This is a genomic window from Yersinia sp. 2540 StPb PI (genome assembly GCF_052217165.1).
GTDB classification, from domain to species: domain Bacteria; phylum Pseudomonadota; class Gammaproteobacteria; order Enterobacterales; family Enterobacteriaceae; genus Yersinia; species Yersinia enterocolitica_E.
Genome location: NZ_JAZGQC010000001.1, coordinates 3,469,575 through 3,495,656 on the forward strand (window position 1 = coordinate 3,469,575; position 26,082 = coordinate 3,495,656).

Sequence of the window (26,082 nt, forward strand, 5' to 3'; positions counted from 1 at the left end):
TGATGTCATTTTTCGTCACTTGATTGGAATATTTTGTCTGTTTTTGATCGTATTTGTAATTTATGGTCAAAAAATTGACATTCGTCACTCTTTTAACATTTGAACGAATTAAAATGGTCACATCGTGATCAACAGCCCTTTTTTGGCTAACCAAGGAACTGAAACCATGACCCGGATTGCATGTGTAGGAATTGCGGTGCAGGACCGCCTCTATTACCTGGCAAAACTGCCCGATAGCGGCGGTAAATATGTGGCGGATGATTATCGTGAGATTGGTGGAGGGCCTGCGGCAACAGCAGCGGTAGCGGCGGCTCGACTGGGCGCGCAAGTCGATTTTATTGGCCGGGTAGGTGATGATGCCACGGGCAATACTCTGCTCGATGAGCTGGAACACTATGGGGTAAATACCGCCCTTAGCCGCCGCTACGCCAATGCCCGTTCATCGCAGTCGGCGGTCTTGGTCGACCATCATGGGGAGCGCATCATCATTAACCATCCCAGTCCTGACCTGCCAGAAGATGCCCAATGGCTGACGGGGATAGATTTCAGCCACTATGATGTCGTGTTGGCGGATGTCCGTTGGCATCAGGGGGCGCTAACCGCATTTACACTGGCCCGCCAAGCCGGTATCACCACCCTGCTTGATGCCGATGTCACGCCGCAAGATATCCGCCCGTTGGTCGCTCTTGCGGACCACGCGGTCTTCTCCGAGCCGGGTTTACAGCGAATGACGGGCAAAAATGACACTGACGCTGCGCTCTTATTAGCCGCCAGTGACACAAACGGACAGGTGTATGTCACCCGAGGTAAAAAGGGTTGTTATTGGCTGGAGAATGGCGAACAGCAACATCAGGCGGGATTTGAGGTAGTCGTGGTCGATACCACCGGTGCGGGGGATGTTTTTCATGGTGCATTGGCGGTAACGCTGGGCCGACAACACACAATTACTGCGGCAGTGCGCTATGCTAATGCCGTGGCGGCATTAAAATGTACCCGCCCCGGTGGGCGGGCCGGAATACCTGATTGTGATCAAACTGACTCTTTCCTGACGCATTTTGTATAAAATAAACAATAGTATGATGAATGAGAGAGAGCAAAGCATGAGTCTGACCGAACTAACCGGTAACCCACGCCACGATCAACTGATTCAACTGATCGCCAGTCGTGGCTATATGAATATTGATGAATTGGCACAATTGCTGGATGTTTCGACTCAAACCGTGCGTCGCGATATCCGTAAGCTTAGCGAACAAGGGCTGATTACCCGTCATCACGGGGGAGCCGGGCGAGCGTCTAGCGTCGTGAATACCGCGTTTGAACAGCGAGAGCTTTCATATACTAAAGAGAAAATGGCCATTGCTGAGGCGATTGCTGATTACATTCCCGATCGTTCAACGGTGTTTATCACTATTGGTACCACTGTTGAACATATCGCCCGCGCATTGATAAATCACAGCCACCTGCGGATTATTACTAATAGCCTGAGGGTGGCACACATTTTATATAAAAATACCGATTTTGAAGTGATGGTGCCAGGCGGTACGCTACGACCAAACAATGGTGGCATTATTGGCCCCAGTGCGGTCTCTTTCGTTGAAGGTTTCCGCGCCGACTATCTGATTACCAGCATGGGAGCAATTGATAGCGACGGCAGCCTGCTGGAGTTTGATGTTAATGAGGCGACAGTGGTGAAAGCGATGATGGCACATTCCCGCCACATCTTATTGGCAGCCGATCATACCAAGTTCCACGCCTCCGCCGCCGTCGAAATTGGTAATGTTGCCAAAGCTACAGCGCTGTTTACCAATGTTTCTCCCCCGTCACAACTGGCCGCACTGTTGCAGCAACAACAGGTGGAACTGGTGATCACACAGTTAGGTAATCAGGAACCCACTATCTAAATTTTACGCAAAAAAAAGCAGGCGACACGGCCTGCTTTTTCAGGATTTAACGCGCTAAGAACAGGTCAGTTAATGGTGCTATCACCATGACCAACCACAAGAGTAACGCACTGAACATAGCGCGCTGTAGCAATTTACGAGCGCCCTGCCAGCGAGAGTCCAGGCTGCGCCCGCTGATAGGCTTGCTACGCCATACATGTTGTAACGCCGCATCAAAATCCTCAGTTTGCGCTGAGTTGGCATACAGCAAGGCAAATAACCGCTCATCAAGCCATAAGCGCCAACAGTAATAATGGGTGATACCCGCGAGCATCAAGAGCAACGTAGCGACCGGACTATCCGCGCCCCATAAGGCAAAGACTATCGGTGGTACCGTCAGTGCGGCCAGATAACGCCAACTGGCAAGATGAATAGTCAGAACCTGACCCGCTATTGGCCGGTTGAGCATGATGTTTCCTTTTGTTGCCATACTGCCAACGCCCGTAAGTGCTGTGGCTGTAACACCACTTGCGGCCGGGCCTGTCGTAATAATTCAGCGGCCGCCAATGGCGTCGCAACCCGCCCCTGATCAAGCAACCATGCAGCAATCACCAGTGCGCTGCGAGACATGCCCAGAGCACAATGAACCAGCACCGTGCCATGTTGCTGATGCAGTTGATTAAGTAACGTAACCGCCTGCATTAATTGCCGTTGCTCGGGCACCACTAAATCCATCAATGGGCAGCATCTATAAGGTTTACCCTGGCTGTAACGACTGCGGCTAAACTCCGCCGTCACATCCAATACGCTTGCTGGCAATATGTCGGATCGCGGATAACTACCAATAAACACCCCATCAGCCACCGCAATTACCGAGGGAAGCTGGCGAGTGAACCCATACATCGACAATCTGGCCCCTAGCCGATAAGGCCATAATAGCAGCCGGGCTGAGGGTGAGATCCGGCCATCAGCGCGCTTTTGGCATACATCAGCCCCCCAGCCGCAATAGCCCACAGCCACAGCCAGCAGTGACAGCACCGGCCACCACAGTAAACTCCATCCGCCGCCCAGCCACCCTGCCAGCCCAGTTGCCAATAAGGCACCGCCACCATAGTAAAAAGCCAGTTTCAGCGATGAACGACAAGGCGGTAGCCAACGCCAGCCACCCGTTATCGGGACCAGATAACTGACAACCACACCTGCCGCCAGCCCTGTAACAAGATCAATCACATGATGCTGCCAGGTCGTGAGCACCGAGACTGCAATCAATGCAAACCAACCACTCATCAACCAACGGAATACCCCTTTGCAGTGCGGCCAGAATCGTAGCCACAGCAACCATGCCAGCATAATATGTAGCGATGGTGCCTGGTTGTAGGGTAAATCAAACATTTCCAATTGCTGGAATAGCCAACCGAACGGCCCGTCGGTTACTGGGCGAATAAAGCTGAATTTTAGTGGGAACAGCAGAAAACCCAGGCACGCCACCAGTGATGCCATTACCAACCGCAGCGCGTGACGCGTCTGCTCTTGCTGTGAAGTGCAAATAAACAGCGACAAACCATACAACAGATCAATGCTCCAATAGGGCACGATGGTCCATGGCAGAAAAGGGATCTGCTGCTCCCAATCATATACCACACTGCCAACCCCAATACGGCTGGCCGTAAAGTGGTTGGTCTGACCGTAGCTAATAAAAAATAGCGGGGCCAGCAACAGCAGCCATAATGCGCCACGCCACCACAGTGACTTGCGTGGCGAGCGAATATCAGATTCAGTCATCGGCACGGCGAACCGCCAGCGATACGGTAAAAATACCCCATTCATCAATCAGTTGATGACATTTATCAAAACCGGCCTGTTCAACCAGCGCATCCATCTCGCCCTGACTGCGCACCCGCATCACCCAAGGCTGACCACCTTGATGGCTGGTCAATGCGCGGGCAATCATGTTAAGTTGCGGATGCCACGGCTGGCCGGTATAAACCAATATACCGCCGACAGGAATTGCCGCGGCCAACCCGGCCAATGATGCCTGAATCATGTCGTTGTGCGGGAAGAGTTCGTATAAACCGGAAACGATCGCCAGCGTCGGATTTGGGGCCAGATTGGCTAACGAGTCACGATCAAACGCATCTCCTTTCTCGAAACGCGCCACCTCGGCCAGATTGCGCTCTACAATCATCTGCTGCCCTTTCTCCACGTTCAGGTCGCTGTAGTCACGCAGTAGGATTTGCTCAACATCAGGTTGGTTCGTCAGCGCATCCAACACATAACGGCCATGACCGGCCGCGATATCAACAATTCGCAGCGCCATGCCTTTATCTCGTAACTGCTGGAGTGCTTGTTGAATCGTCTGTTGTAAATGTACTTTACGCCTACGAATACCGCGCCAGCCAATACTATTGAGGTATTGCTGGTCAATGTAGCGCCCTAGCTTGTTAGTGCCTTGCGGCTGATTGCGATAGACGTAATCTAGCGTACTGCCAGAGTCAAAACCGGTTTCAAACCCTAAACGCACCCCAGTTGCACTGCGGCCCAACGTTTGCATACCGTAACGCAAAGCAGAGTAGTAGATTCCCTCCGCGGAGTACGGTTTCAGGGGCACTTGCAGTGCACGGTAGCTGTCCGCACTGGCACTCCAGCGGTCTTCGTAGCGGTAATTGTGCGTTGGCAATTGTGCGGTATACAGGCTTTCAATAAAGCACCGCATTTTATCGAATGCCAAATGCCGCTCTTTCTCGCCCAAGGTGTCGTGATAAAAACCGGGTAGGATATGTTGTTCTTTGACCGGGCTACTTAAGCGCTGATAAAACTTCAGTTGCGGTGCCCGATGAACCACAAAATCATCACCGGAAATCAGCAGTTGCGTTGGCAATGTAATGGCCGCGGCATCTTGCACAATCCGCTCAGCCGCACGGTAAAGATCTAACAGAATATTCACCGCAATAGGTCGGCTGACCAGCGGGTCGCTATCAAAACTGGTAACCCGTGATGCATCGTGGCTGAGAAACTTACCTTTGACGTAGGATTTAACATAGAACAAACCCCGTAAGCGGTGCATTAGCGCCAATCCTGGGCGGGCAAATGGCACATACAGTTTCACTTTAAACGCTGGCGATGCCAAAATCATGCCCCGTATTTTCGGTGCGTAATCATGAACCCAAGTTGAAACCAACACCGCGCCAACACTTTGTGCCACCACCACAATGTCCTGCAACGGCACACCACTATCCACGGCGGCGAAACGGACAAACTCATCAACATCTTGCACCGAACGGGCCAGACTTGGGCTATAACCACGATCACCCGGTGATTGACCATGGCCACGCGCATCCCAGGCATAAAAAGTCACATCCGGCAGCATCAATTCATCGACAATATGCTGTAGACGCCCCGAGTGTTCATGACCACGATGAAACAGCACCATCACCCGCTTGGCAACGCCGCTCTCAGCAGGCCAACAACGGTAGAATAACGGAACATTATCACTGGTGCTAAACGTCAGTTCCTGCGCGAGACGGTTTCCTTGAGTCACGGTATTTTCCTTGTGGCAAGTTGTTGCAAAATGATAAAGCGCTGCTGCAATTCTGTGCGAAACACCTGTTTATCATCATGATAATAGAAAGGTTTATCCACATAGATATCAATAAAAAATGGCACCGGAATGTGTTGCCCTTTGCCCATCGCCCGCCCCAGCCCATGCATATAAATCGGCGTTATCGGGACGCTGGGGAACTGACGGCTTAAATACCACAATCCCGATTTAAACGCTGAAAACTGCTCCGGCTCGCCACGTGTCCCTTCGGGGAACAGAATAACAATTTTGTTGTTTGATAACGCCTCGATGCAACCCGCTAAGGGATCATTGCCCTTGGTCGAACCACCGCGCACCACCGGGATAATGCCGATTACCTTGGTCGCGAACCATGCCATGGCACGATTACGGAGGAAATAGTCAGCGGCAGCCACCGGATGCACTTGCGATAGCGTTGACAGCGGAAAAAGGGTAAATAGCGTCAGGATATCCAAATGGCTATTATGATTCGCCACCACAATTGCCGGGCCGTTCAGCGGCAACTGCTTGCGCTGCCAAACGGAAACCCCCAGCCATACCAGCACCACCGGATACGCCACACAAAGTGTAAAACACCAGCGCAAAAGTCGGTTCACAGTGTAGCCTCAGTAATAAAAGTAGCGGATAAAATGGAAGAACAGCGGCGCGGTATAAATAAGCGAATCCAGCCGGTCAAGAATACCGCCGTGGCCGGGTAATAATTTGCCTGAATCTTTCACCCCAAGATCTCGCTTAACCGCAGACATCACCACATCACCGCAGAAACCAGTCAAACCAATAAGTAATCCGGCCAACAGAGAGAAATAGATATTCATCGGCGTTAGAATCGGCCCCAGAATGGCCGCCAGCAACATGGTGGTTGCCACACCCCCCAACAAACCGGCCAATGTCTTATTCGGGCTAACGCTGGGGGTGACTTTGATGCGGCCCAGTGATTTCCCCCACAGGTATTGAGCAATGTCATTCAGTTCGGTCAACGCAACCAGGAATACCACCAGCAGTGCCCCCTGCGTGCCAATAGGGCCAGGCAGTACCATCAGGAATGCCACATGGCTCAAGGCAAATACGGTGGTCATCAATCCCCAATGCATATTTGATGCTGCGTGCAGGAACCCTTTGGTGTCACCAATCAGCACCATCCTGACGGGCAGGAACAAGAATGCATAAATTGGAATGAAAATGACGAACATGCCGTACCACCCTATGCCGACCCACAGATAATGAATTGGGATAGCCAAATACATCCATAACAGTGGGATATTATCGGAGCGGCGGGTTGATATCAGTGTTAGAAACTCTTTTAGCGCCAGAAAACTGATGAAACCGAAGATAACCAGTGACAGCCATTTCGGGCTAACCATCGCTACAGTGAAAACGATAATAATCAACCACCAACTGGTGATGCGCTGACGTAACTCCAACCACTCTTTTTGCGGGTAACGCAGCATCAATATCACGATAATCACGCTGGCAAGCGCCAACAGACCAAAAATAACCATCAGACTGATAGCAAGTCTCGAGTCCATATTACGCCTCGCCCTTTAGCGCTGCCCGGCAGCGGTTGATACATGTCCACAGCAATAACAACGATGCTAAAGCGAACAGCCATGCGGAAAAGGTTAAAGCGACAGGCCACAAAGCAACTGCTAACCCATAAGCGCCGAACAACAGGGCGCGATCGCTTTTTCCCAATGGTCCCTGATAACCTCGCGGCTGCCCCAGCGTTTGCGCCATAATGCCGCAGAACTCCGTCAGAAAAGCCAGAAACAGTGCCAAGATAACCCACTCAGGACGCGCATAAGGCAGCAAAGCAAACGGCAGGTAGAGCGCAATATCCGAGATAACGTCGCCAATCTCATTGAGCAACGCGCCGAGGCGTGACTGCTGGTTAAACTCCCTCGCTAACATGCCATCAATCGCATTCAGCGCCATACGGAAAAAGAGAAACACGGGGAGTAGAATAAACATCATGCGTGATGGGAATAACGCCAATAAGCCGCCCACCAGCACTGAAGCAATCAGAGTAAATAATGTGACTTGATTCGCCGTAATCCCCCGCCGATACAACCAGGCCAAACACGGTCGCAACAGCGCCTGAAATCGCGGTTTAATATCATAAAGCGTCATAAATATACCTGTGTATTGACCCTGAAAAGTCAGCAATTAGCTATGCGGATGGTTAATGAAATTATTCCACACCAAATTATTATAGAAAGGTATCACTTGTGGCCGGAGAGACCAATAGGAAAAACAAAGCAGGAATGAATTGTATCCACTTGATTTGTAGGATTTTTCTTATAACCACGTTGTTTGCCTGTTTGCGGGCTATCGTTAGTCTCGCCACAGCAGTAAGGAGTAACAACGCGGGTTATTGTAGTGGCTGTTGACCTTCCACTGTCGAGCCAAAATCATCAATAATTGAGAAGAATACCGTCATATTCTTAGCCGGAATTTGATTACCGACTAGCCCACCATCGATGCTACTTTTCGGGGCGACCATATCGTCATTCCCCAACTTAACCGGGGTTCTCGCGGCACTTTTACTTTGCGCAATCTCCACAGTCTGGAATGTCACATTAAATGGCGTCGGATTGGTGACACGAAAGACCCCGCCACTGCCCTCTGGAACCCATCTGAAAGAGAGTTGGTTAAGCACCCCCTCTGAACTGGCAGGAATACCCGCCGGGCGATAGAACAGTTTGATGCGTGAGCGGAAGGCAATTTGTACTTCATTGCCGGCAGCCTGCGGTGAAGCGGTTTTCGGTGGCACTTCTAATACATTCAGCCAAAACATCGATTCGCGATCAGACGGCAGTTGACCGGCAGTACCGGTATAGTAAATGCGAACAGATTTATTGGTTTGAGGATCAAGGCGGAACACCGGAGTATCAACAACAAAGGGTACCTTTATCTGCTCAATGGATTTATCCATTTCAGCAATATTGTTATCAACCCACAGTTGCAGTAAAGCTGGGCGATTGCCCTTATTGAGGATCTGCACGCTGCCTGATTTATCATCTCCAGTAACCACCACTCGGGTCAGACCAATAGCAATACCCGCCTGCGCTGTGGTAGTGAGCAACAAGGAGGCAAGGGTCACCGCCGCAAACACGTGGTACCAATGCGTGAACCTGCGGATATACAGCATGAGCCAGTACGAAAACGTTTTCATTTATAGATCAACGTAAAAGTAAATGCGCCGTTGACGGAACCACTTTGCACGGTGCTTTCAGTTTGATAAAGCCCGGCGTTCATCGGCACGGTGTAGCTCTGCGTGCTCACTGAATTATAGCCGCTCAAGGTGTATTCGGTATTCAACACGATAGGTGTATTTGTCTGGCTACGCAATAATACCCCCACGCCTCTGGCGGTAGATCCGCTATTCAACGCTACCACACCATTTGCCGCATTCAGCACATTAGTTGCCGCGCCAAACGTATAATTAATACCCGCTAATCCACCGGGGCAGTTATTAAAATTGAGATTAAATGATTTTAACCCTTCAATATTGCCAATCCCAGTAAATTTATTGCTGGCGACATCCGGTAAATTGACAATCACATCCGGTGTGGTGCAGGTCTGTGTCATTAACTGGATATTCAGGGAATTTGGCGCAAAATCAAATAATCGGTAGCGGGTTGATTCAAGATAACTACTGGTGCCATTGTTATAGGTGCGATAGTTATAGGCATAAGCAGGGTCAAAAGCGGCAGCCCATCCACTGGTTAATGTCGTGGCAATCTTAACAAACTTGATTTGTAGTTCTATGTTCAAGTTAAAATTAGCCCCATTGTTGTAAGGAATAGGGCCTAACAGCGGTGAGGAATAAACTATATTTGCCGCGCTAAAGCCATTCATCGGCTTCCAGTCGCTGCTGAAACCTGCGCCGGTCACGCGAAAACGCAGTGCATAGCCTAAGCCAGCTTTACCGGTATAAGAAAATACACTGTGACTATTGCCATCAATGTTGATTGTCCGATCGATGCTGTACGGCGAGAACAGCCCTGCCCCAGCCTTAATACTGTCATTCATTGAGGTGGATAATATCTTGCACACCCAGCCCCCTGCGGGGAAGCTTATCCATGAACCAATCGGCGAACCAACCGCAGTGTTGGGCGGAACTCGCAGCGTGGTTGTCGGGCCATAAATATAGTAAGTACCGCTATAGTCACAATCCATGGCAGAGCCCAAGGCATTAGCATTATGGCTGATCGCTAAACCACTCATCACCAGTAACCACAGTAAAAGTTGTTTTAGTTGACGGCAGCCGTGCGCTATCGAATCACTGGCTGCACCACAGGACCTGTCCATGTAATATTGCGCTATATTCCGATAAGAACTCATTTGCATATCACCTCTAACTGCCGGAATTCACCCTTAACCAACGCGCCGCGGGGTAATTTATAATCAAAGCCGCAACTATCACCAACGCCCTCACCCCATATCACGCGCAGATGTCCATCTTGCTGGTTCACCCGCACCATGGCTTGCCCGCCCTGAGCGATATAGCCCACACTGGCACCAGTGGCATCTTTCACCTCGGCACCAAACGGCAGTGGTGTGTTATCCGCCCGATGTCCGGTCAATAACATCGAATAGCCACTAGATGTCTCAAACTTCACCAGTGCCACCGCACCGGCAGTAGGGGCAACCCGCTGACTGGTGGTTTTAAATTCCACATCCGACGATAAGCCTTTTGGATCCAGTTCGACATCATTTTGTCGGTAAGGGCTTAAGTAAGGCACCACCGCCCGGCCACTGCTATCGAGACGCATCCCCGAGTAGTTGGCCACACGGGCTCCGGCAGCATCCGGGGCCTCAACAATCCCTACCGTATCGCCCAGATAGGAGGCAAAAACCACACCACCACCGTAGGCGACGATGCCACCAGACATATTGACACTGGCCTGCTCGTAATCATTACTTTTCGAATAACTGCCGCCAATAGTCGTTTTAGGCGCCAGCCAACTGCCCGTCACGCCTACAGTGTTGTAGTTACCGTTCACGTCAGTACGGTTATTCGCCGCTGAAACACCATAGTTAAATTGATTATCGTCGCCAGCAGAACCTGAAACCCCGGTTTGAACTGAACTGCTGTCACGAGTGTGGGTGTAACTGGTGCTCAACCGCGGTGAACCCCGTTTGCTGCCCAACGGAATGGAGAAAGAGACGCTCAGTTGATTATCCCAATCCCTACTGGACATATTGCGCAGCCGATTAAGAGCCAGGTTATAACTCAGTGACTTATAACTATTATTATAACCGAGCTGGAAATTCATATCGCGACGCTGCCCGCCCCAATAATCCTGCGCATTCGCATTGGCATAAAACGAACCATAACCCTCTGGCAAACCTTGAGTAATACTGATTTGCGCCTGATTGCGGCGACGATACTTAAAACTGTCATCGTAGCGGGTATTACCATCTGGCAGGCTTGAATTGAAAATAGTGTTATTAACTTCGCCATGTTGCAAATAGTCACGCATGCGCATCGCTTCTGACGGCGTATAAAAACCGTCACTGGAATAGTGGTAACTGGCGATGGTCAGGCTGGTATCGGTTTGCGGTAATGAGTTCGCATAGGTAATGCCCATACTCTGACCGTTCTGATCACTCTCACCGGGTAACCTGGTTTGCGCTTGTGTCAAACTAAATGCCACCGCTCCGACGGGGGTATTAAACGCCAGCCCGGCAGAGGCCGATAGATACCCTTCGGCCGCAACTACTCCGCCGTTGCCGGTGATTAAATTGGATAAGCCATGGCGTAAGGTTCCCATCAAGAGAGCCGGTTTTTCCGCCATTGAATTATCACGATACTCACCGGCCATTAAAGAATAGCGCGTGGTTCCCGGCCGCAATAGCTCGGCAATTGATGCAAATGGCACGGTAAACGACTGCTCGCTACCATCAGCTTCAGTAATAGTGACAATCAGATTGCCGCCCTGGCCTGTAGGGTAGAGATCGTCGATGGTAAAAGGCCCCGGTGGCACCGTGGTTTCATAAATAGATTGGCCTTGTTGACGCACCACGACACGGGCGTTAGTACGGGCGATGCCGCGCACCACAGGTGCATAACCACGCTGAGAGTCAGCGAACATACGATCATCCGAGCTTAATTCAATGCCACGATAGCTGAGACTGTCGAATACCTGACCATCAGTATTGGAGTCACCAATCGTCATTTTGCTGTATAAGGATGGCACCGCACGCTCCGCGTAGGTGGCCAGATTTTGATAATCAAATCCCTGACTGTCACTTCGATTTAATGCGCTACGATAGTATAAACGCCAACTTTGCCAGTTGAATCCGCCTAGCAGCCCGAGATATTGATAAGTCTGGCTGCTGGCATCACTCTGATTACTGCGATAACCGGTGTAATCATATTTCAGCGTTGCCGCCGTCACACCATCATCCCAATATTTGGGATTAACATAGCCACGCGCCTGGCGGATTAAAGAAGCCTGTGGGATCTGAATATCCAACCGCTGGGTATTCTCATCAAAAATGGCATTCCCACCGTCCAGCAGAGTACTTAATGATGAGCAAACACGGGCAGTTTCCAGTTGTTTCAGTACATCAGGCGTGAGCTTAGTGGTATCAATTCCGAGTTCATCAAACAACTTTAAGTCAAAACACGGAAGGGCCACTTTAGATTCTGGCGACGGCAACTCAAAGCGTATCGCCTGACGCCCGATCCATTGCTCATTCAAATAGATATCAATGCTACGTTCACCTGGAGCAACGGGATTGCCCTCACTATAGCGACTGGCATCAACAGAAAAACGGAGGAAAGAATCACTGAACTCAACATGTTCAGGGTCTTCAGCACAGGCGGGTAAACTAAATAGCATGCCGCCCAAGCTAAAAATAACAAAGGAGAATGCCGACAAATATTTCGGGCGCTCGTTTTTTTGATAATACATGTAATAATTAAACATTATATCGAGGCCATTTAATAAATATGCACCTGGTGGATGCAGAGAAAGACTAATTAATTATATTTATGTTTTTATTGCGCCAACTTTTGAACACCCTGCGTTTCGCCACCCTGGTCATTGATAACAGAATAAAAAACTTGTGTAGTATTATTTATTGGACCGTTAACGCTAACCGGTAAGCTAAGCTCAGCAAAAGGTGCAATCATCTTATTATTTATTTTGCTCAAGTTCGCCACCGCTGGGCTCTCTTTTGATGCCCGTAACTCCAATTTTCTAAAGGTTATATAATACGGTGATGCATTTTTTATAACCAGTTGATTGCCCTTTTTAGAAAAGGTCAGATTCGTAATAGCCTGTTCTATCGGCATCGTTAATTCTGCCGGGCGATAGAACATTTTTATTCGGGTACGGAAAGCCAATTGCAATTTATTATCTTCCCCCGTGGCACCTTTAGTGGGTTTAGGTGGAATTTCTAGCAAATTAAACCAAAAAAGCGTTTCACGATCGGCTGCTAAGCCGCTGCCAGTACGGAACAGGCGAATAGTCTGATCCCGTTTAGGATCCAGACGCACTACTGGTGGCGTAACACTAAAAGGCACCTTGATAGTATCAGGACGCGCATTCGCATCACCGTTATCAATCCAGGCTTGAAGAAGAACCGGCATATTACCGGTATTGGAAACCTTAACCACGCCTTCACGCTGCTTCTCGTCATAAATAACACGCGTACCCGTGATCATTACTTCAGCACGGGTAACCGTTGCTGCAACCAGTAATGTGACAAAAGCAAAGGCCATAAAGTATGTTTTGCGCATAAGAGTTTCCAATTATAGAGCGAATGAAACAGGGAGCATTAAGCTCCCATTCGGCAACAGATAACATTAGCTATAACAATAACTTGCCATCAGCCACGCTATATCACACGCTTTGATTAATCGTAAACAATAGTATAGTCGACTTGTGTTACAACGGTACCAGCACCAACAGTGCCACTATTCGCATAATATTGTGCGTAGTAGCCCAATGTTGCATCACCAGTGGAAATATCTTCCACCACGCCGCCCTGGCTAGCGCCGCCTACCATGATTGCTGTGCTGCTTTTGTCTAACAAACGAACCTGAACACCCGTCGCTGTACCGCTATTGTTGTTCAACCGGCCAGTGCTGGTCTCAACAAAAGCACCTGGTTCGAAGTAAGCATAAGCGTTATTCAGTGTCGCCCCAGTACAACCAGACAACGAGATATTGAACGGAGTGGTACCCGCAACGGAGTTGACAGAACTCAGTGCGCTTGCAGAAATAGTCGGTAAGTTAACGGTCCCATCTTTAGTGCCGTTGTTGACAGAGACACCACAAGTCGTATCTGTAATTTGGCCGTTAATGGTAATAGTTCCATCAGCAGCAAATGCTGATTGTGCAATAAATACGCTTGCAATAGCAGCGATTAATGCATTGCTAGTTTTAATTTTCATGTTTATTTCCCCGTGCTTTAAAATAAGGTTTTAGGCCAATAATATTAATTAGGATTAATATCCTGAATCAGTGACATCCGATTTCTTACGGCTATTATTTCAGCATTTTAAATATTGTCAATCCAGCCCAAAACGTGAGGTTATAAATGCATTACCAAATAATAAGAATCACAGAATACAAACAAAAGAAGAATGGAAATTTACGGTAGGATATATCTCACTCCATGTAGGAAGTTACCTACAATCGATAGATAACATATAAAAATAAGTTATGCTCGATATTAAACACGCGAATAACTCATAAATAAAAAAACAATATAAAACAGGCTTGTGGGACTTTTCTTACGCTGATAGATGAGGACATCTTAAAAAAACACCATTCTTGGATATACCACATCAAAAAACGCTAAACATAAATTTAGCTAAAAATGATCTTTACAAATTATTTATAATATTTAAGTGAAAAATATCTATTTATCGAAGAATTAAATTAATATCAACAAATCTCATGACAAAAAGAAACAAAAATAGCCACTTTTATTATCTTATAAACAGAAATAATTATCACTTACTGTTATCTTTTTTGGCTCTGCCAATCATTGTAAGCCAGTACGTAATGCCATCTTATGGCGCGATAGCATCACCTCATCTCCACCTGGGTGCCTAATTTACGCGCTAACCCTTTGGCACCTTCTCGCATAACGCTATCATGATTCCAGCGAAATAATGGGGCAGCGATTGGCGCCAGACAGTTCATCCAGCGCGTATTGGTTCGAATATGCCAATCGTAACGAACAATGGTGTCGCTGCCATTGTAAAATAATGACCACTGCCCAATCCCTTCAACTTCACCACTCGCCTGCCCCTCTAACAAATGTAAAGGCATAATGGTTACTACATGAATATCAAAGGTTATCCGATAAGGAAGTACACCTTTCCAGGTATAACGATGTAATGCGCCGATACCCTGTAGATCACCTTTTTCTATCTCAATGATTTGCTCCAGGCTTTTCCACCAATGCGGCCACATATCCGGGTGGCATAAAATATCCCATACCGCCTGAAGTGGTGCCTTGACCTGCCAAATAGTGGAAAACCGATACTCAGCCATACCAGCGAACTCCGCATCAAGGGGTGAAAAAACGCTCAGGAAAATGCAAATTGATAATCATTGCCGCCATAATGACCGTTTCCAGTTGCTCTTCATCCACCCCATAGCTGATCACTTTGACAGGCAAATGGGATCGATTATCTAGCCAGATGTCACAACGATGCACCTTATCCACAGTGAAACCGGCCGGGCCAGTTATTGAGAGGTGCAATACCGGTTGTTGCGCGAAAACCTCCTCACCAAGAATTGCGGTCTTGCCACCTTGTTGCAGGCGCTGGATGTTGTCTAACAACCTTCCAATGTCTGATTGATCCACCCGGTGGCCATTTTTATCGCGTATTAAGATATTGGTGGGCAAAAGGCTCAGCACGGGTAGCGTGTTTACACCGAAGGGCCATAATCGAACTTTGCCACTGTCAGGGCTATAGACCAGCGCGGCGCCATTATGGGGTTCAGTAAAATCCATACGCACATATCCCGGCTTACGATAGCTATAACGAATCACCGTAGCCTCGCCCTGTGCTGACAGAGAATGAATTATGACCTGATAGGATTCAATCTGCTCAAAATGGTGTTGAGCGACCCGAATCGGGTCAGAGGTGAGGAGACTCGATATTGGCATGAACATCGGGCTGGCATCACCCGCCATCGCTGCATAGGCAACACTGCCCGGCAGCAGTAGCGCCGTCAGTATTACAATGAAACCGGTTAAGCCGCGAATAGCCTTCTCCTGCATTTGGGACTCATCAGTCAGAACTCTCTGATGTCATAATTAAATATAGGCCTAAATAGCAGCAAACAATCAACAACCCTGATCTATTATTTATCATCTTGCCACGCCAACTTAGTGTGATAGGGATCGCTGAATTTTTTTTCTATAAGTGCTTGAATAATGGCGGAGCAAGTGGGGGTTTTTCCCTCAGAAAGGTTATCTTCTCAGTCGTTTTCGGGGCAACCTCTTCAGCCGCTCCGGTATCTCTCCATGAAACGGTTGCGATCATGCACCTTTTTACGGCATGTTTATGGCAACACCTCCCTGCTTTAGATATTCGAATTATCACTTTGTGGGCAACCTGATGATTAAGTGGCTGTGGAAAGCAAATCAACCGCAAGCGGAGATGCTTGCGCAGTGGCAGGAAGCACTGAACATCCCACTGTTGGCTCCGCTGAATGAGCAGGAGCAGCAGCGGCTGGTTTCTGTTGCCAGTAATTTGCTGCAACAAAAGCGGCTGGTGCCATTGCAGGGGTTAGAACTAACACCGCTGATGCAAGCCCGCCTTTGTCTGCTATTCGCACTGCCAGTGATGGAACTCGGCGCCAAATGGTTAGATGGCTTTCATGAGGTCCTTATTTATCCTTCACCTTTTGTGGTTGATGACGACTGGCAAGATGATCTCGGCTTGGTGCACTCTGGCCAAACGGTACAATCGGGTCAAAGTTGGGAACAAGGGCCGATTGTCTTGAACTGGCAAGATATTCAAGATTCCTTTGATTTATCAGGCTTTAATCTGGTTATTCATGAGGCCGCGCATAAGCTGGATATGCGTAATGGTGGCAATTCTAACGGGGTGCCTCCTATTGCTATGCGTGATGTAGCTGCATGGGAATATGACCTGCATCAGGCGATGGACAGTATTCAAGATGAGATAGATATGGTGGGTGTCGAGGCTGCCAGTATGGATGCGTATGCCGCCAGTGATCCGGCCGAATGTTTTGCGGTATTATCAGAGTATTTCTTCAGTGCGCCTGAACTATTAGAAAGTCGTTTTCCTGTTGTTTATCAGCATTTCTGCGCATTCTATCGTCAGGACCCACTCGCCCGATTAAAACGTTGGGAAAATGGGTTAGCGGATAATCAAAACACCGATAATATGCAGCCACTAAGTTAATTACCTATACCTTCGTTGAAGCAGTAAAGAGTCGATAGTTAATAATAAATCGCGGACTGGCCTTATTTAGCCGCTATCTCCCCCCTCTTTGCTCAGATGCTGAGCAGTCAATCGCAATGTACTAATTTAGCGTTGACAGTATCGGGCATGCTAGATATCATGCGCCCCGTTCACACGATTCCTCTGTAGTTCAGTCGGTAGAACGGCGGACTGTTAATCCGTATGTCACTGGTTCGAGTCCAGTCAGAGGAGCCAAATTAGAAAAGCTCGCTTAGGCAACTAAGCGGGCTTTTTGCTTTTGTTTTTTGATCGTTTTTGTGTGTTACTGGCCGAAGCCTCTTTTCTAAGCTGCCTGTACGGCAGTGAACAGTTATAAAATACACATAACTTGCTGATGGTAAAAGAACAATAGACTGCGAGGGTAAAAAAGGCTTTTTTAATACTCTCGGCCAACCCTGTATAAAATCAATACGTTAGTATTGGCCGAAAAAAGAGGGTTAAAAATAGAGAATGGTGGCGATGATGCTGCAACCATAAACGCTAAACCTTCCTGTAATCAGAATTTTCTGCAACTCACCTTGCTCAACAAATAACAAGAAGTGTAGTGTACTAAACTGGCTTTTTAGTCGTAAAAAAAGCAGATTACACCACTGCTAATGGCGGTTTGGAATACGTTATTTTGCTTCGTTTTCCGTTATCCACCGGCCTATATTTGGATTGATCCTGTGCGGCTATTATCGTACCAGGCCGACATTTTGATATGTTAATTGTTAGATATCCTGGAAATTACAACGTTGTGTGCAACGGAGACATCCGTACAAAAGTGCGAGATGGGTATTAGTCGACGCGAAGGAATATGAATATGGCTGAGTTTCAGAATCCGTTTTTCACCAGCACGTCAGAAGACGTGGAAGCCGAATACGTTTGTGGTGTTGAAGCCTTACGGGCAGGCGATTGTAACGCTGCAAGCAGACACTTAGGCAATGCTGCTCGGGGAGGTCACGTTTCGGCATTATTCAATCTTTCTCTTCTTTGGGGGTCAGGCAGTGTGACGCCCTATGATTTCGATCTGGCGGCAGACTGTTGGTATAAAGCAGCGGAAGCCGGTCATCCTCGAGCCAAAGCTATTCTCTGGCAGTTGGAGGCAGCGGATCGAGGTGGATTTGGGGCAAATAATCTCGCTAAATTTGCCAAAGACGCGAATTCTGGGGATAGCCTGATATATTCGATAATGGTTTGTGCCGCCCGCTTTTATGATGTGATTTGCCGAAAATACGGCGCTACGGTGGACGTTATCGCTTATGAATTGGATGCAGCCACAATGAGCAATTTTGATTTCGTTCATTCATTCGTCAAGCGAACTGGCATAAACAAGGACTTCTACGAAGGGGGGTTGAACCGGTTAAAACCCGATTCAGCCGCGGATCAAATCGTTGATGGCCTAAATCAGTTACATGCTGCGATGAGATCGTCAGGTGTAAGCGAAAAGCTCGCTGCCATGGCCCGTTGCTCTATCGTGGGACATATCATTGCAAAATCACCCTACGGAGAGCATTCTCAGCCGCTTCGCGGTATAGATACGTTCTTTATTGAGGATGCCGGATTATTAGCTGAATCGGACGAGAGTCATGCCAACGAAATGGACTTATCTACCAGAAAGCGGGAGTCTCAGGTCGAGCAAGCTCAGAGACAAATCGCAGTTAATCTTGAGCAGATGGGGGCATCGGTCCTCCTCATAACGCAATCAGGGAAAGTCGTTATGATGGCAGACAGCTTGCAAGACCGACCACGCAATTGGTTTGGTGGGAAGGTCATGGAGGTCATGATAAGCCGCCCAGGCTTAGCCCCGTATTTCATCTATTATGAGAACGACGAGTACTACTACAACATGTCTGGGCCTGCTCAGCAGTCCTTTTCCAACGCTCAAGGCTACAACAACTATCGCAGTAACGTATCGCAAGCCCTATGCATGTATTTGGTGGTACACCTGATAGCAACACAGGGTAACGATATAAGTCATCCTGAGATGTCATTCAGTCACAACAGAATACACACTAATGTCATCGCCTACGTTGATAAGCTGAATAACTGGTACCCCATTCAACACAACTCGGCAGAATCAGACTCAGCGACAGAACGCAAGGTCGCACAGGTTAATAGGGGCGAGATCGACATTACTGATGTTATTGCCGTTCATCATACATCTCCCTCATAGATTAACCGCGGTTGCGGGGAGTAACCTTTATCGGCAATTCCCCGAACTGATCCAGACGTGCGCGGCTATCTTCCAGGATTACTGTCCGATGGGTTGATACCCTGCCACTCCGGTTTATTCGGCATGTCCGCGTCGTCTAACACTCTATAAAATGAACTTCATAAAACTATACATAAAAGGCTGATTATTATAATGAAGCCACTTTAGGCATTGGTTTTGCGTTCAAATACCTAAGACCATCCTGCGTCACTGTTATAAATTGCACTCTTTGTGTCGTGGTTTACGCAGATTGAAGTGACTATCCTTGGTGGGCAACTGGCAATTAATACACGCAGCAGCACAATGTCGCCGCGTATCGATTAATGTCGAATGGCTATTCGGTTATCCCCTCTTTTGCAGATGATTCAGGCTGCCATACAACGTCAGCAAATGTGCGTATTCAGTCGTATCATAAAAATTACAGGTACCTCGTCCATATTCTTTGGCCACTTCAACGGCGAATTTTACCACCAATGCAATATCCACTTCGTGGCTGGCCCCGGTACCACATCCCGGTACAACCGACTCGGTGCAGATTGCGACGCCGACCACCGGCGCAGTTGTGGCGGTAGAGGGCTGGAGAATACTGTTGATATGATGCACACCATTACCATACGGTGTGATGTCTTGCGTCGTGATAGGGAATGTTACTGCCGGGCGACCACTGGTCATCTCCATGATGCGTAAAAGATCTTCCGCCACCCGCAAAATATAGCCTTCCTTCACCGTCGGTGAAAGTGCGTAGCCTTTGTGATTGAGTATACGGTTGCCTTTGGTCGTGTCGATCGACAAAATGGCATCGGCTTGCGTGATCATCTCATTATTATTCATCGTCACGTCATCAATCGGCGAATCCATAAAATCAACGGGATCGTGCGAGCGAGTTGGTGCATTTGGACAAATGTGGGTGGTGACTATCACATCTCCCGGTAATACATCTCCGTTATGTTGCATCTGTGCCAGTTTCAGCGCGCTGGCAATTACCGCAATGGCACCATCACCGTCGGAAACCAGCCCGATACGTGTTGGCCGCGCACCAACCCCACCGAGGCGGCCAATAATACCCAATGTAGGTGCCTTGCCGCCCAGGGTCTTGCCTTCACTGCCCACAATTTCAATGCGCATAAAATCAGTTGCCCCCTTCTCGCCATCGACGCGATGGGTCGTGGCTTTTACCGCCGGGTATTGGGCAAACAACGCGACAATCTCTTGTCCGTTAACATATGCACTATCAATTAATTCATAGGCTTGTATTGTTTGTTTCAAACTCATTTTTATACCTCAATCATGTTGCCGGGTGAATCAATGCATCCTGCATCAGCCGCTACTGGTTATTTCCCTTTACTGGAAAAAATGGAGTTAAAGAAGTTATACAGTGCATCGCCGGCAATAAAGCCTGCCGCCATAATTTCCATCGGCGTGCGGCCTTTATCACCCCAGCGTTTAATAATTAGGATACGCAGTGCGATACCCACCACTACCGCCCACCCTGCCATCGCGTTGTTAATTAGCAATCCAGTGGCCAGCAGCACCCCAAGCTGGCGCTTCGGCCCACCAATGAATTGCACGATAGCGCCGGGAATAGCCCAGATAAGCAGATTCAATGCAATGCCCGGCTGTGCACCGGCCTCGATAGTCTTGGCATATACCCGCGCCACTGGTGGAACCAAGCCCTGTAGGAAATAACTGGTGTAAGAGAAATAAACTACCGGAATGGCAATCACAAAAGCGATAAGTGCAGCGATCAGTTGAATGCGGCGCCCCCACAACTCTTGCTGCAAGTCTTTACCATAACCTCGCAGGATAAAACCGGCTTTCAGATCAAATCCCATATCGGCAAATGCCGGCCCGGTTGCCGCAGTGAAGCCTGTCAGAATGCATAATGCTAGCGGGGGGAAACCAATTAAAATACCTATAATCAGGGTAATCAGCGCGACGGCAAAGGCAGGGAACCAACCAGAGTGCATCGCTGCGATACCCACGATCAATTCATGTACAAAGGCAGCAAAAGCTGCATAAATCACAAACAGTAACAGCATGACCAATGACATTTCACTGTATAGACCACCGGCCAAAGCCAGCAGTGCAGCAATAATGATATACCCAACCGCGCCCAGTCCCAGTGCCTTACGCACCTCGCTGTCAGGTTGCGCATGAGTGGATTTGCTCTCGCCATTCTTATTGCGAATCACCTGTACAACTTGAATCAAGGCCACCAAACCGGCCCCAACCATCACCCCGTGTGGAATAAAATGTGCATTGATATCGACTCCGGTCATTGGCTGGCCGTAAGCTCTCAGCAACAAACCGACTCCAAACATGCTCAGAGCCCAAATATTGCCAATAAAAGCGGTACCAAAGGCTGCCATCGGAACTTTTAGCATTGAACCGGCGATACCCACCAGAACACCCACCACGAGCAGCCATGCTTGCTTACCACCTCGGTCACCGGCTTTGATTGCTTCCGCAGCAGCCACACCGGGAGGCCAGGCATTAGCGGCCGGAAAGACTTTGGTATCAAATAATCGATACAATAGATAAGCATCCAGCAACATCGCTGCCGCAACACCACATAGCATCGGTAGGATCAATTGCGGTTGGCCCATGACATAGGGCACAGCAATCGGCATCAACAAACTATTAGCAGCACCGAAGGTGGCTGAAGAAATAACGGTTTGCGCCAGATTCTGGGTATGTATCGAACGATAGCGCTGAAACATCTGTAATGGAATGCGCGCAAGCAGCATGGCAATAAGCGCACCGATAATCGAGGTATTAGGCGTCACGCCCAAGGTTGTTATCAGTTGTACGCCGATAATTGCCCCCATAACGGATAACAGCACCATAACCAGCAGCGTGCTGATATCTTTCAACGGATTTATCGCTTTTTCTGGTTTCATAAGCCCCTGTCTATCTTTGGTATTTGGCAAAATAATATTTCAGGCATAGGATGCCGTCGCAGTTCCAATATTTGGAACCAACAATGAAATTTATTATTTATAGCCTGACTTAGCTTATTTAATTGCACCGTGCTTATTCACAGTGCAATTAAATAATCGGTAAGATGCCCTGGTGTTGGCATACTGATTTATTAATCAAAAACAAAACTCTATTCGCGGTGAGTTATTTGATCTGTTGCCAATATTCATCACCGAGTTTTTTCGCTAATTGCCGGGAAACCGTTATCAATGCCGCCAAAACCTGAGGTGGATAAGGCTGATCATCGGACTGAGAGGGGAAAGATAAGCATAACCCCACCGTTTCACTACGGTGTTTATTGGTTACCGCCGTCGCGAGTGAGCTGATCCCAGGCAGGGTTTCGTTACGCGCCAAAGACCACCCCTGCCCCCTGATTTGCGCCAGTTTTGGCAGCAATGTATCGAGCATTTGTCCAGAATCCGGCAGGGCACCTTGATAGCCAGCGATAAAGCGTTGCCGAACATCATCATCACTTTCTCGTGCCAATATGGCCCGGCCTACCGAGGTTTCCGCGGCGGGTGAACATCCGCCAACCGGCGTGACCACATGTAAGAAATGACGGCCAGGGAAGGTTCGCATAACCCTGATATCTCGCCCCTCCAGTACCGATATATAACCGGTACAAAAAGTCAGTTGGCCTAAATGCGCCATAGCGACTGCCGCATTGTCCACCAATGGCGTTGATAAATAGTGGCTAGCAACGGAAAGCAGTAAATGACCAATTTTATACAAGCGAGTCTGAGGATCTCGCTCCAGCAACCCTTGGTTTTCCATCGTTTGTAATAGGCGCGAAACTGTGCTTTTCGGTAAACTCAGTTGTTCAACCACATCGCTGAATGAAATACCCGGCTGACCGTGCGTTATGCATCGATGAGAAAATAACTTCAATACCGCAGTGGCATTTTCTAATGTCGTCATCTCACACCTGTTCCATTATATGGAACCAAGTTCTTAAATGGTATTTCGAAATTAGAACCCGTCAAACTTATTGTCAATAAGTTTATTTTTTTATGTGAAGTGAAATTGAAAATAATGATAATGTTATAAAAACACTCCAGCATCTAGTACAAGAGCAGTAGCTGCTTAATTTGTATTTATTCTATTTTAAAGGGAAACACTAGCATAAGATGCTAGTAAATAGCGTCATATAGGGAATATAAACAATCGTCCAGAGATCACGGATTTTTCCACTGTCCGATTTTAAAAGTGTATGAAATAAAACAATTCATTTTACATTGAGAAACAAAACAAGAAATATCTGATAAATATGCGTATCATCGGTAAACGTAATCAAGTAAAACTTAACAAACCGCTTGATGTTATTTTCTATCTAGTTGGTCTGACTATAATTATCAAAAAAAAACCATTATTTGGTCACATTCACTTTAAATAAATTAGTTTGGAGTGAAAAATCATTATTTCTTGTTATAACTTTAATTAAGATAAAAATACATTCATAATTAGTCGTATTTTTTTGGCAGCGTAAACTATAACTTTTATACTTCCAGAAAAGGATAACACTATGGTTTTTTGGCAATGCTACTTAAATGGATGGCAACGCACCTTTGATTTTAAAGGCGTTTCATCGAGGCAAGAGTTCTGGATATTTTTCTTAACCAATTCTTTACTTAAAATTCTATTAATTATAATAATTGCCACATTGTCAGTAACAAAAATAATCGATTCAGTAGACTATCTCTTGACCATAAATATATTTATTAACATTGTAGTGCCATTACCACTGCTTGCTGTTGGCATTAGAAGAATGCATGATATTGATTTATCTGGCTGGTTTTTTGGTATGCTTTACATCTTTATTTTCTTGTTTTATTTTTTGAACCGATTTATTTGGGCTTTTGAACTCGCTAGCCCACGGAATTTATATTACATAAGAATATTCTTGTTAATTACCCTTTGCTGGGTACCTATGCTGATCGTCGGCATACTATGTTGTATTAAAAATGAATAAATACCTTTCACACAAAGAGTCCTTGTCGATGAGCCATAACTCACTAGTGTTGATACTTTATGTTCTCGTGTATTGAAATGATTTAATTCTTTATATTAACTCTCACACATCAAATTTTATTTATATTTTTTTGGATAATGTTAATACAAATGGAGTGTTTTGAAAAATGAAAGTTTTAAAATATACAGGATTTATCGTCCTTTTCTTTATTGCCGTTTACATTTCTGCCATCACGCCTTACCAACGGTTTTTTTATCTTTTTGAAAGTGAAGTGTCTGAAGGCAACATTAGAAATGCAAAATCAGGTGAACAGTATGAGGGGAAAAAAGCCGGAGATACTATTCCAACCATTAAAACGTTAGCAGATATCAGAGTGGGTAGTTACTTCACTATAGAAACCGAGTCTCTCGAACCAACCGAATTATATGGTATTGTTGATATTCAACGTGGTGGATTTATTACTTCAGGGTCTGGGCGGAAAAAAAAGACCAAATTCATTCCTTATTGGACACAAAGTAAAATAAAAACACTTATTAATGAACTAGACTACGCCAGATTCTATATTGCAAAGTTACCCGATGGAAACAACGTTATTGTTCTTATTGATGATACATTGCTCAGTACCAGCAATGGAGATAAGATTCGTTTACCCATTGGTTCAAAAGCAGTGCCATTTCATGTAACAAAACAAAGATCAGGAACGTTTGCACAATATTTTCATGAGAATGCTGAAAAGTACTCTTTAAACAATCAAACCAATGGATATATTAATATGGCGAGTAAGTCATTCAATGACACTTACCGACTGACAGTTCTTATTTTAAGAATAATAGGTACCGTGGTTATATTCACTATATTGTATATGGTTGCTAATAGAATACTTTCCATATTTAATAAAAAAACAGAACGTAATCAGTCAAATGATAGGGATAACTTGATTAGTAAATAATACCCCCCCTCCAAGTGTCAGTTTTCCCAACATTTGGAGGGCAGCTCGTATAGATCTATCCGTTACAGCTGCATAACTTTATGATGTAACAAGAAATAGTTATGCTTATGAGGTGGATTTGATTACCTGGTTCTAAATTCACAACCCAAAAAAATCATTAAACAACATGGGCAATAGGTGAAAGTCAGGATACAGATTCACCGTTAACTGCAGGAGGGATTTTAGGGGGGATGATGAGGATGATTTTTACTGAGTGAAGTAGAGCTTGTCATTGTCGGAGCCCATGACGCTTAGCAATAATCGACAACTGAATAATAGACTTCGCATTGAACTTTTCATGCAATTTTCTTTTATATGCACTAATTGTCTTTCGACTAACATTGATGTTATTGGCTATATCATTAATCGTCAAACCCTGGCTAATCCCTTGCATAACAGCAATTTCATTAGGCGATAGACTTTTTATTATAAGATATTCATTTCTTTGTTCATCATTATCATCATTTTTAAAACTAATAATAAGCTTTGGAAAATAACAATAACCCGACATAACCGCTTTAATGGCACTTTCCAAATTATCAATGCTATCGGTTTTAGAGACATAACCATAAACACCACAGTCCATACATTTTATAGCATAATCATTAAATACCATCGCAGTGAAAATTATTATTTTTGAATCAGGTGAAACTCTTAATATTTGTTCAATCAGGCCAAGACCTGAATATTCATTTGTAAGAATATCAAGAATAATCAAATCTGGTTTATGCATATGGGCTATCCTAACCGATTCTGTTCGACAATTACTTTCTAAAACCTCACCTCCTTTACACTCTATAATACGTTTTATAACACTTCTAATTATAGGATGTTCATCAACAACAAGCACTGTCATGTCAAGCATCATATCTCCTTAATAAAGTACCCGTAACCTTTATAGGGCGTAATCCATCAAATAGACACCTAAGAAAATTCATTATTATTCAGATGCACCATAGTATTAATGCACAATAACACCCTCCATTTCAAATCGATAAAAATGGAAAATTCTCACTGTATTGGAAT

General features: G+C 46.5%; 24 protein-coding genes and 1 tRNA gene. 7 read left to right on the forward strand and 18 right to left on the reverse strand.

Features of this window, described 5'->3' with window-relative positions; all coding sequences use genetic code 11:
* The first annotated feature begins 166 nt into the window (after positions 1-166).
* Entirely contained in the window at positions 167-1,063 is an 897-nt protein-coding gene (locus V1956_RS16030) for a sugar kinase (protein WP_372558640.1), read from the forward strand.
* 37 nt (positions 1,064-1,100) lie between these two features.
* Positions 1,101-1,901, forward strand: a complete 801-nt coding sequence (locus V1956_RS16035) for a DeoR/GlpR family DNA-binding transcription regulator (RefSeq protein WP_372558639.1) — start codon at positions 1,101-1,103, stop codon at positions 1,899-1,901.
* Between the two features lie 46 nt (positions 1,902-1,947).
* Here V1956_RS16035 and V1956_RS16040 read toward each other — a convergent pair whose 3' ends face one another.
* The 13 genes from V1956_RS16040 to V1956_RS16100 all read right to left on the reverse strand — a co-directional run bounded on the left by V1956_RS16040 (position 1,948) and on the right by V1956_RS16100 (position 15,713).
* Entirely contained in the window at positions 1,948-2,349 is a 402-nt protein-coding gene (locus V1956_RS16040) for a hypothetical protein (RefSeq protein ID WP_372558638.1), read from the reverse strand.
* Positions 2,331-3,662 carry a phosphatase PAP2/dual specificity phosphatase family protein gene (locus V1956_RS16045; RefSeq protein WP_420074669.1) on the reverse strand — a complete coding sequence of 444 codons (1,332 nt, stop codon included), beginning with the start codon at positions 3,660-3,662 and terminating at the stop codon, positions 2,331-2,333. Before V1956_RS16045 ends, V1956_RS16040 begins: the two co-directional genes overlap by 19 nt.
* Positions 3,655-5,418, reverse strand: coding sequence for a bifunctional alpha/beta hydrolase/class I SAM-dependent methyltransferase (locus V1956_RS16050; protein ID WP_420074670.1), 1,764 nt, complete (start codon positions 5,416-5,418; stop codon positions 3,655-3,657). The genes V1956_RS16045 and V1956_RS16050 overlap by 8 nt, the downstream gene beginning before the upstream one ends.
* Positions 5,415-6,053 (reverse strand): lysophospholipid acyltransferase family protein, encoded by a 639-nt coding sequence (locus V1956_RS16055; protein ID WP_372558635.1) that lies wholly within the window; start codon positions 6,051-6,053, stop codon positions 5,415-5,417. Before V1956_RS16055 ends, V1956_RS16050 begins: the two co-directional genes overlap by 4 nt.
* Before the next feature lie 9 nt (positions 6,054-6,062).
* Positions 6,063-6,983 carry a phosphatidate cytidylyltransferase gene (locus tag V1956_RS16060; protein ID WP_372558634.1) on the reverse strand — a complete coding sequence of 307 codons (921 nt, stop codon included), beginning with the start codon at positions 6,981-6,983 and terminating at the stop codon, positions 6,063-6,065.
* 1 nt (position 6,984) lies between these two features.
* A complete protein-coding gene (locus V1956_RS16065; protein WP_372558633.1) occupies positions 6,985-7,584 on the reverse strand; it encodes a CDP-alcohol phosphatidyltransferase family protein in 600 nt (199 codons plus the stop codon).
* A gap of 241 nt (positions 7,585-7,825) precedes the next feature.
* Positions 7,826-8,629 (reverse strand): fimbrial biogenesis chaperone, encoded by an 804-nt coding sequence (locus V1956_RS16070; protein WP_420074671.1) that lies wholly within the window; start codon positions 8,627-8,629, stop codon positions 7,826-7,828.
* Positions 8,626-9,801: a fimbrial protein gene (locus V1956_RS16075; RefSeq protein ID WP_420074672.1), complete on the reverse strand. Its 1,176-nt coding sequence runs from the start codon at positions 9,799-9,801 to the stop codon at positions 8,626-8,628. Before V1956_RS16075 ends, V1956_RS16070 begins: the two co-directional genes overlap by 4 nt.
* Positions 9,798-12,380: a fimbria/pilus outer membrane usher protein gene (locus V1956_RS16080; RefSeq protein WP_442825339.1), complete on the reverse strand. Its 2,583-nt coding sequence runs from the start codon at positions 12,378-12,380 to the stop codon at positions 9,798-9,800. The genes V1956_RS16075 and V1956_RS16080 overlap by 4 nt, the downstream gene beginning before the upstream one ends.
* A gap of 86 nt (positions 12,381-12,466) precedes the next feature.
* Positions 12,467-13,210, reverse strand: a complete 744-nt coding sequence (locus V1956_RS16085; protein ID WP_420072537.1) for a fimbrial biogenesis chaperone — start codon at positions 13,208-13,210, stop codon at positions 12,467-12,469.
* Between the two features lie 116 nt (positions 13,211-13,326).
* On the reverse strand, positions 13,327-13,866 hold the full coding sequence (locus V1956_RS16090) for a fimbrial protein (RefSeq protein ID WP_083159201.1): 540 nt from the start codon (positions 13,864-13,866) through the stop codon (positions 13,327-13,329).
* Between the two features lie 640 nt (positions 13,867-14,506).
* The gene (locus V1956_RS16095; RefSeq protein ID WP_372558627.1) at positions 14,507-14,977 is read right to left on the reverse strand and encodes an SRPBCC family protein; all 471 of its coding nucleotides are present in this window, start codon (positions 14,975-14,977) and stop codon (positions 14,507-14,509) included.
* A 16-nt stretch (positions 14,978-14,993) separates the two neighbouring features.
* Positions 14,994-15,713, reverse strand: a complete 720-nt coding sequence (locus V1956_RS16100; RefSeq protein WP_372558626.1) for a DUF1571 domain-containing protein — start codon at positions 15,711-15,713, stop codon at positions 14,994-14,996.
* A gap of 340 nt (positions 15,714-16,053) precedes the next feature.
* Here V1956_RS16100 and mtfA point away from each other — a divergent pair, with 340 nt between their 5' ends.
* The gene (gene mtfA / locus V1956_RS16105; RefSeq protein ID WP_083159203.1) at positions 16,054-16,866 is read left to right on the forward strand and encodes a DgsA anti-repressor MtfA; all 813 of its coding nucleotides are present in this window, start codon (positions 16,054-16,056) and stop codon (positions 16,864-16,866) included.
* Positions 16,867-17,045: 179 nt separating this feature from the next.
* Positions 17,046-17,121, forward strand: a tRNA-Asn gene (locus tag V1956_RS16110).
* Between the two features lie 242 nt (positions 17,122-17,363).
* Here the strand turns inward: V1956_RS16110 and V1956_RS16115 are convergent.
* Positions 17,364-17,507, reverse strand: a complete 144-nt coding sequence (locus tag V1956_RS16115) for a type I-F CRISPR-associated endoribonuclease Cas6/Csy4 (RefSeq protein ID WP_127891223.1) — start codon at positions 17,505-17,507, stop codon at positions 17,364-17,366.
* A 221-nt stretch (positions 17,508-17,728) separates the two neighbouring features.
* Between V1956_RS16115 and V1956_RS16120 the strand changes: the two genes are divergently transcribed.
* Positions 17,729-19,081 carry a hypothetical protein gene (locus V1956_RS16120; RefSeq protein ID WP_442825340.1) on the forward strand — a complete coding sequence of 451 codons (1,353 nt, stop codon included), beginning with the start codon at positions 17,729-17,731 and terminating at the stop codon, positions 19,079-19,081.
* 381 nt (positions 19,082-19,462) lie between these two features.
* Here the strand turns inward: V1956_RS16120 and V1956_RS16125 are convergent, their stop codons facing one another.
* The 3 genes from V1956_RS16125 to V1956_RS16135 all read right to left on the reverse strand — a co-directional run bounded on the left by V1956_RS16125 (position 19,463) and on the right by V1956_RS16135 (position 23,017).
* Positions 19,463-20,392, reverse strand: a complete 930-nt coding sequence (locus V1956_RS16125) for a DUF1177 domain-containing protein (RefSeq protein WP_442825341.1) — start codon at positions 20,390-20,392, stop codon at positions 19,463-19,465.
* Positions 20,393-20,451: 59 nt separating this feature from the next.
* A complete protein-coding gene (locus V1956_RS16130; RefSeq protein ID WP_372568996.1) occupies positions 20,452-22,020 on the reverse strand; it encodes an OPT/YSL family transporter in 1,569 nt (522 codons plus the stop codon).
* Between the two features lie 223 nt (positions 22,021-22,243).
* Complete coding sequence (locus tag V1956_RS16135) at positions 22,244-23,017, reverse strand: IclR family transcriptional regulator (RefSeq protein ID WP_372558593.1); 774 nt, start codon at positions 23,015-23,017, stop codon at positions 22,244-22,246.
* Between the two features lie 604 nt (positions 23,018-23,621).
* Between V1956_RS16135 and V1956_RS16140 the strand changes: the two genes are divergently transcribed.
* Positions 23,622-24,068 (forward strand): DUF805 domain-containing protein, encoded by a 447-nt coding sequence (locus V1956_RS16140; protein WP_442825342.1) that lies wholly within the window; start codon positions 23,622-23,624, stop codon positions 24,066-24,068.
* 166 nt (positions 24,069-24,234) lie between these two features.
* Entirely contained in the window at positions 24,235-25,017 is a 783-nt protein-coding gene (locus V1956_RS16145) for a hypothetical protein (protein WP_372558591.1), read from the forward strand.
* A gap of 268 nt (positions 25,018-25,285) precedes the next feature.
* Here V1956_RS16145 and V1956_RS16150 read toward each other — a convergent pair whose 3' ends face one another.
* Positions 25,286-25,921, reverse strand: coding sequence for a response regulator (locus tag V1956_RS16150; protein WP_442825343.1), 636 nt, complete (start codon positions 25,919-25,921; stop codon positions 25,286-25,288).
* Positions 25,922-26,082: the final 161 nt, after the last annotated feature.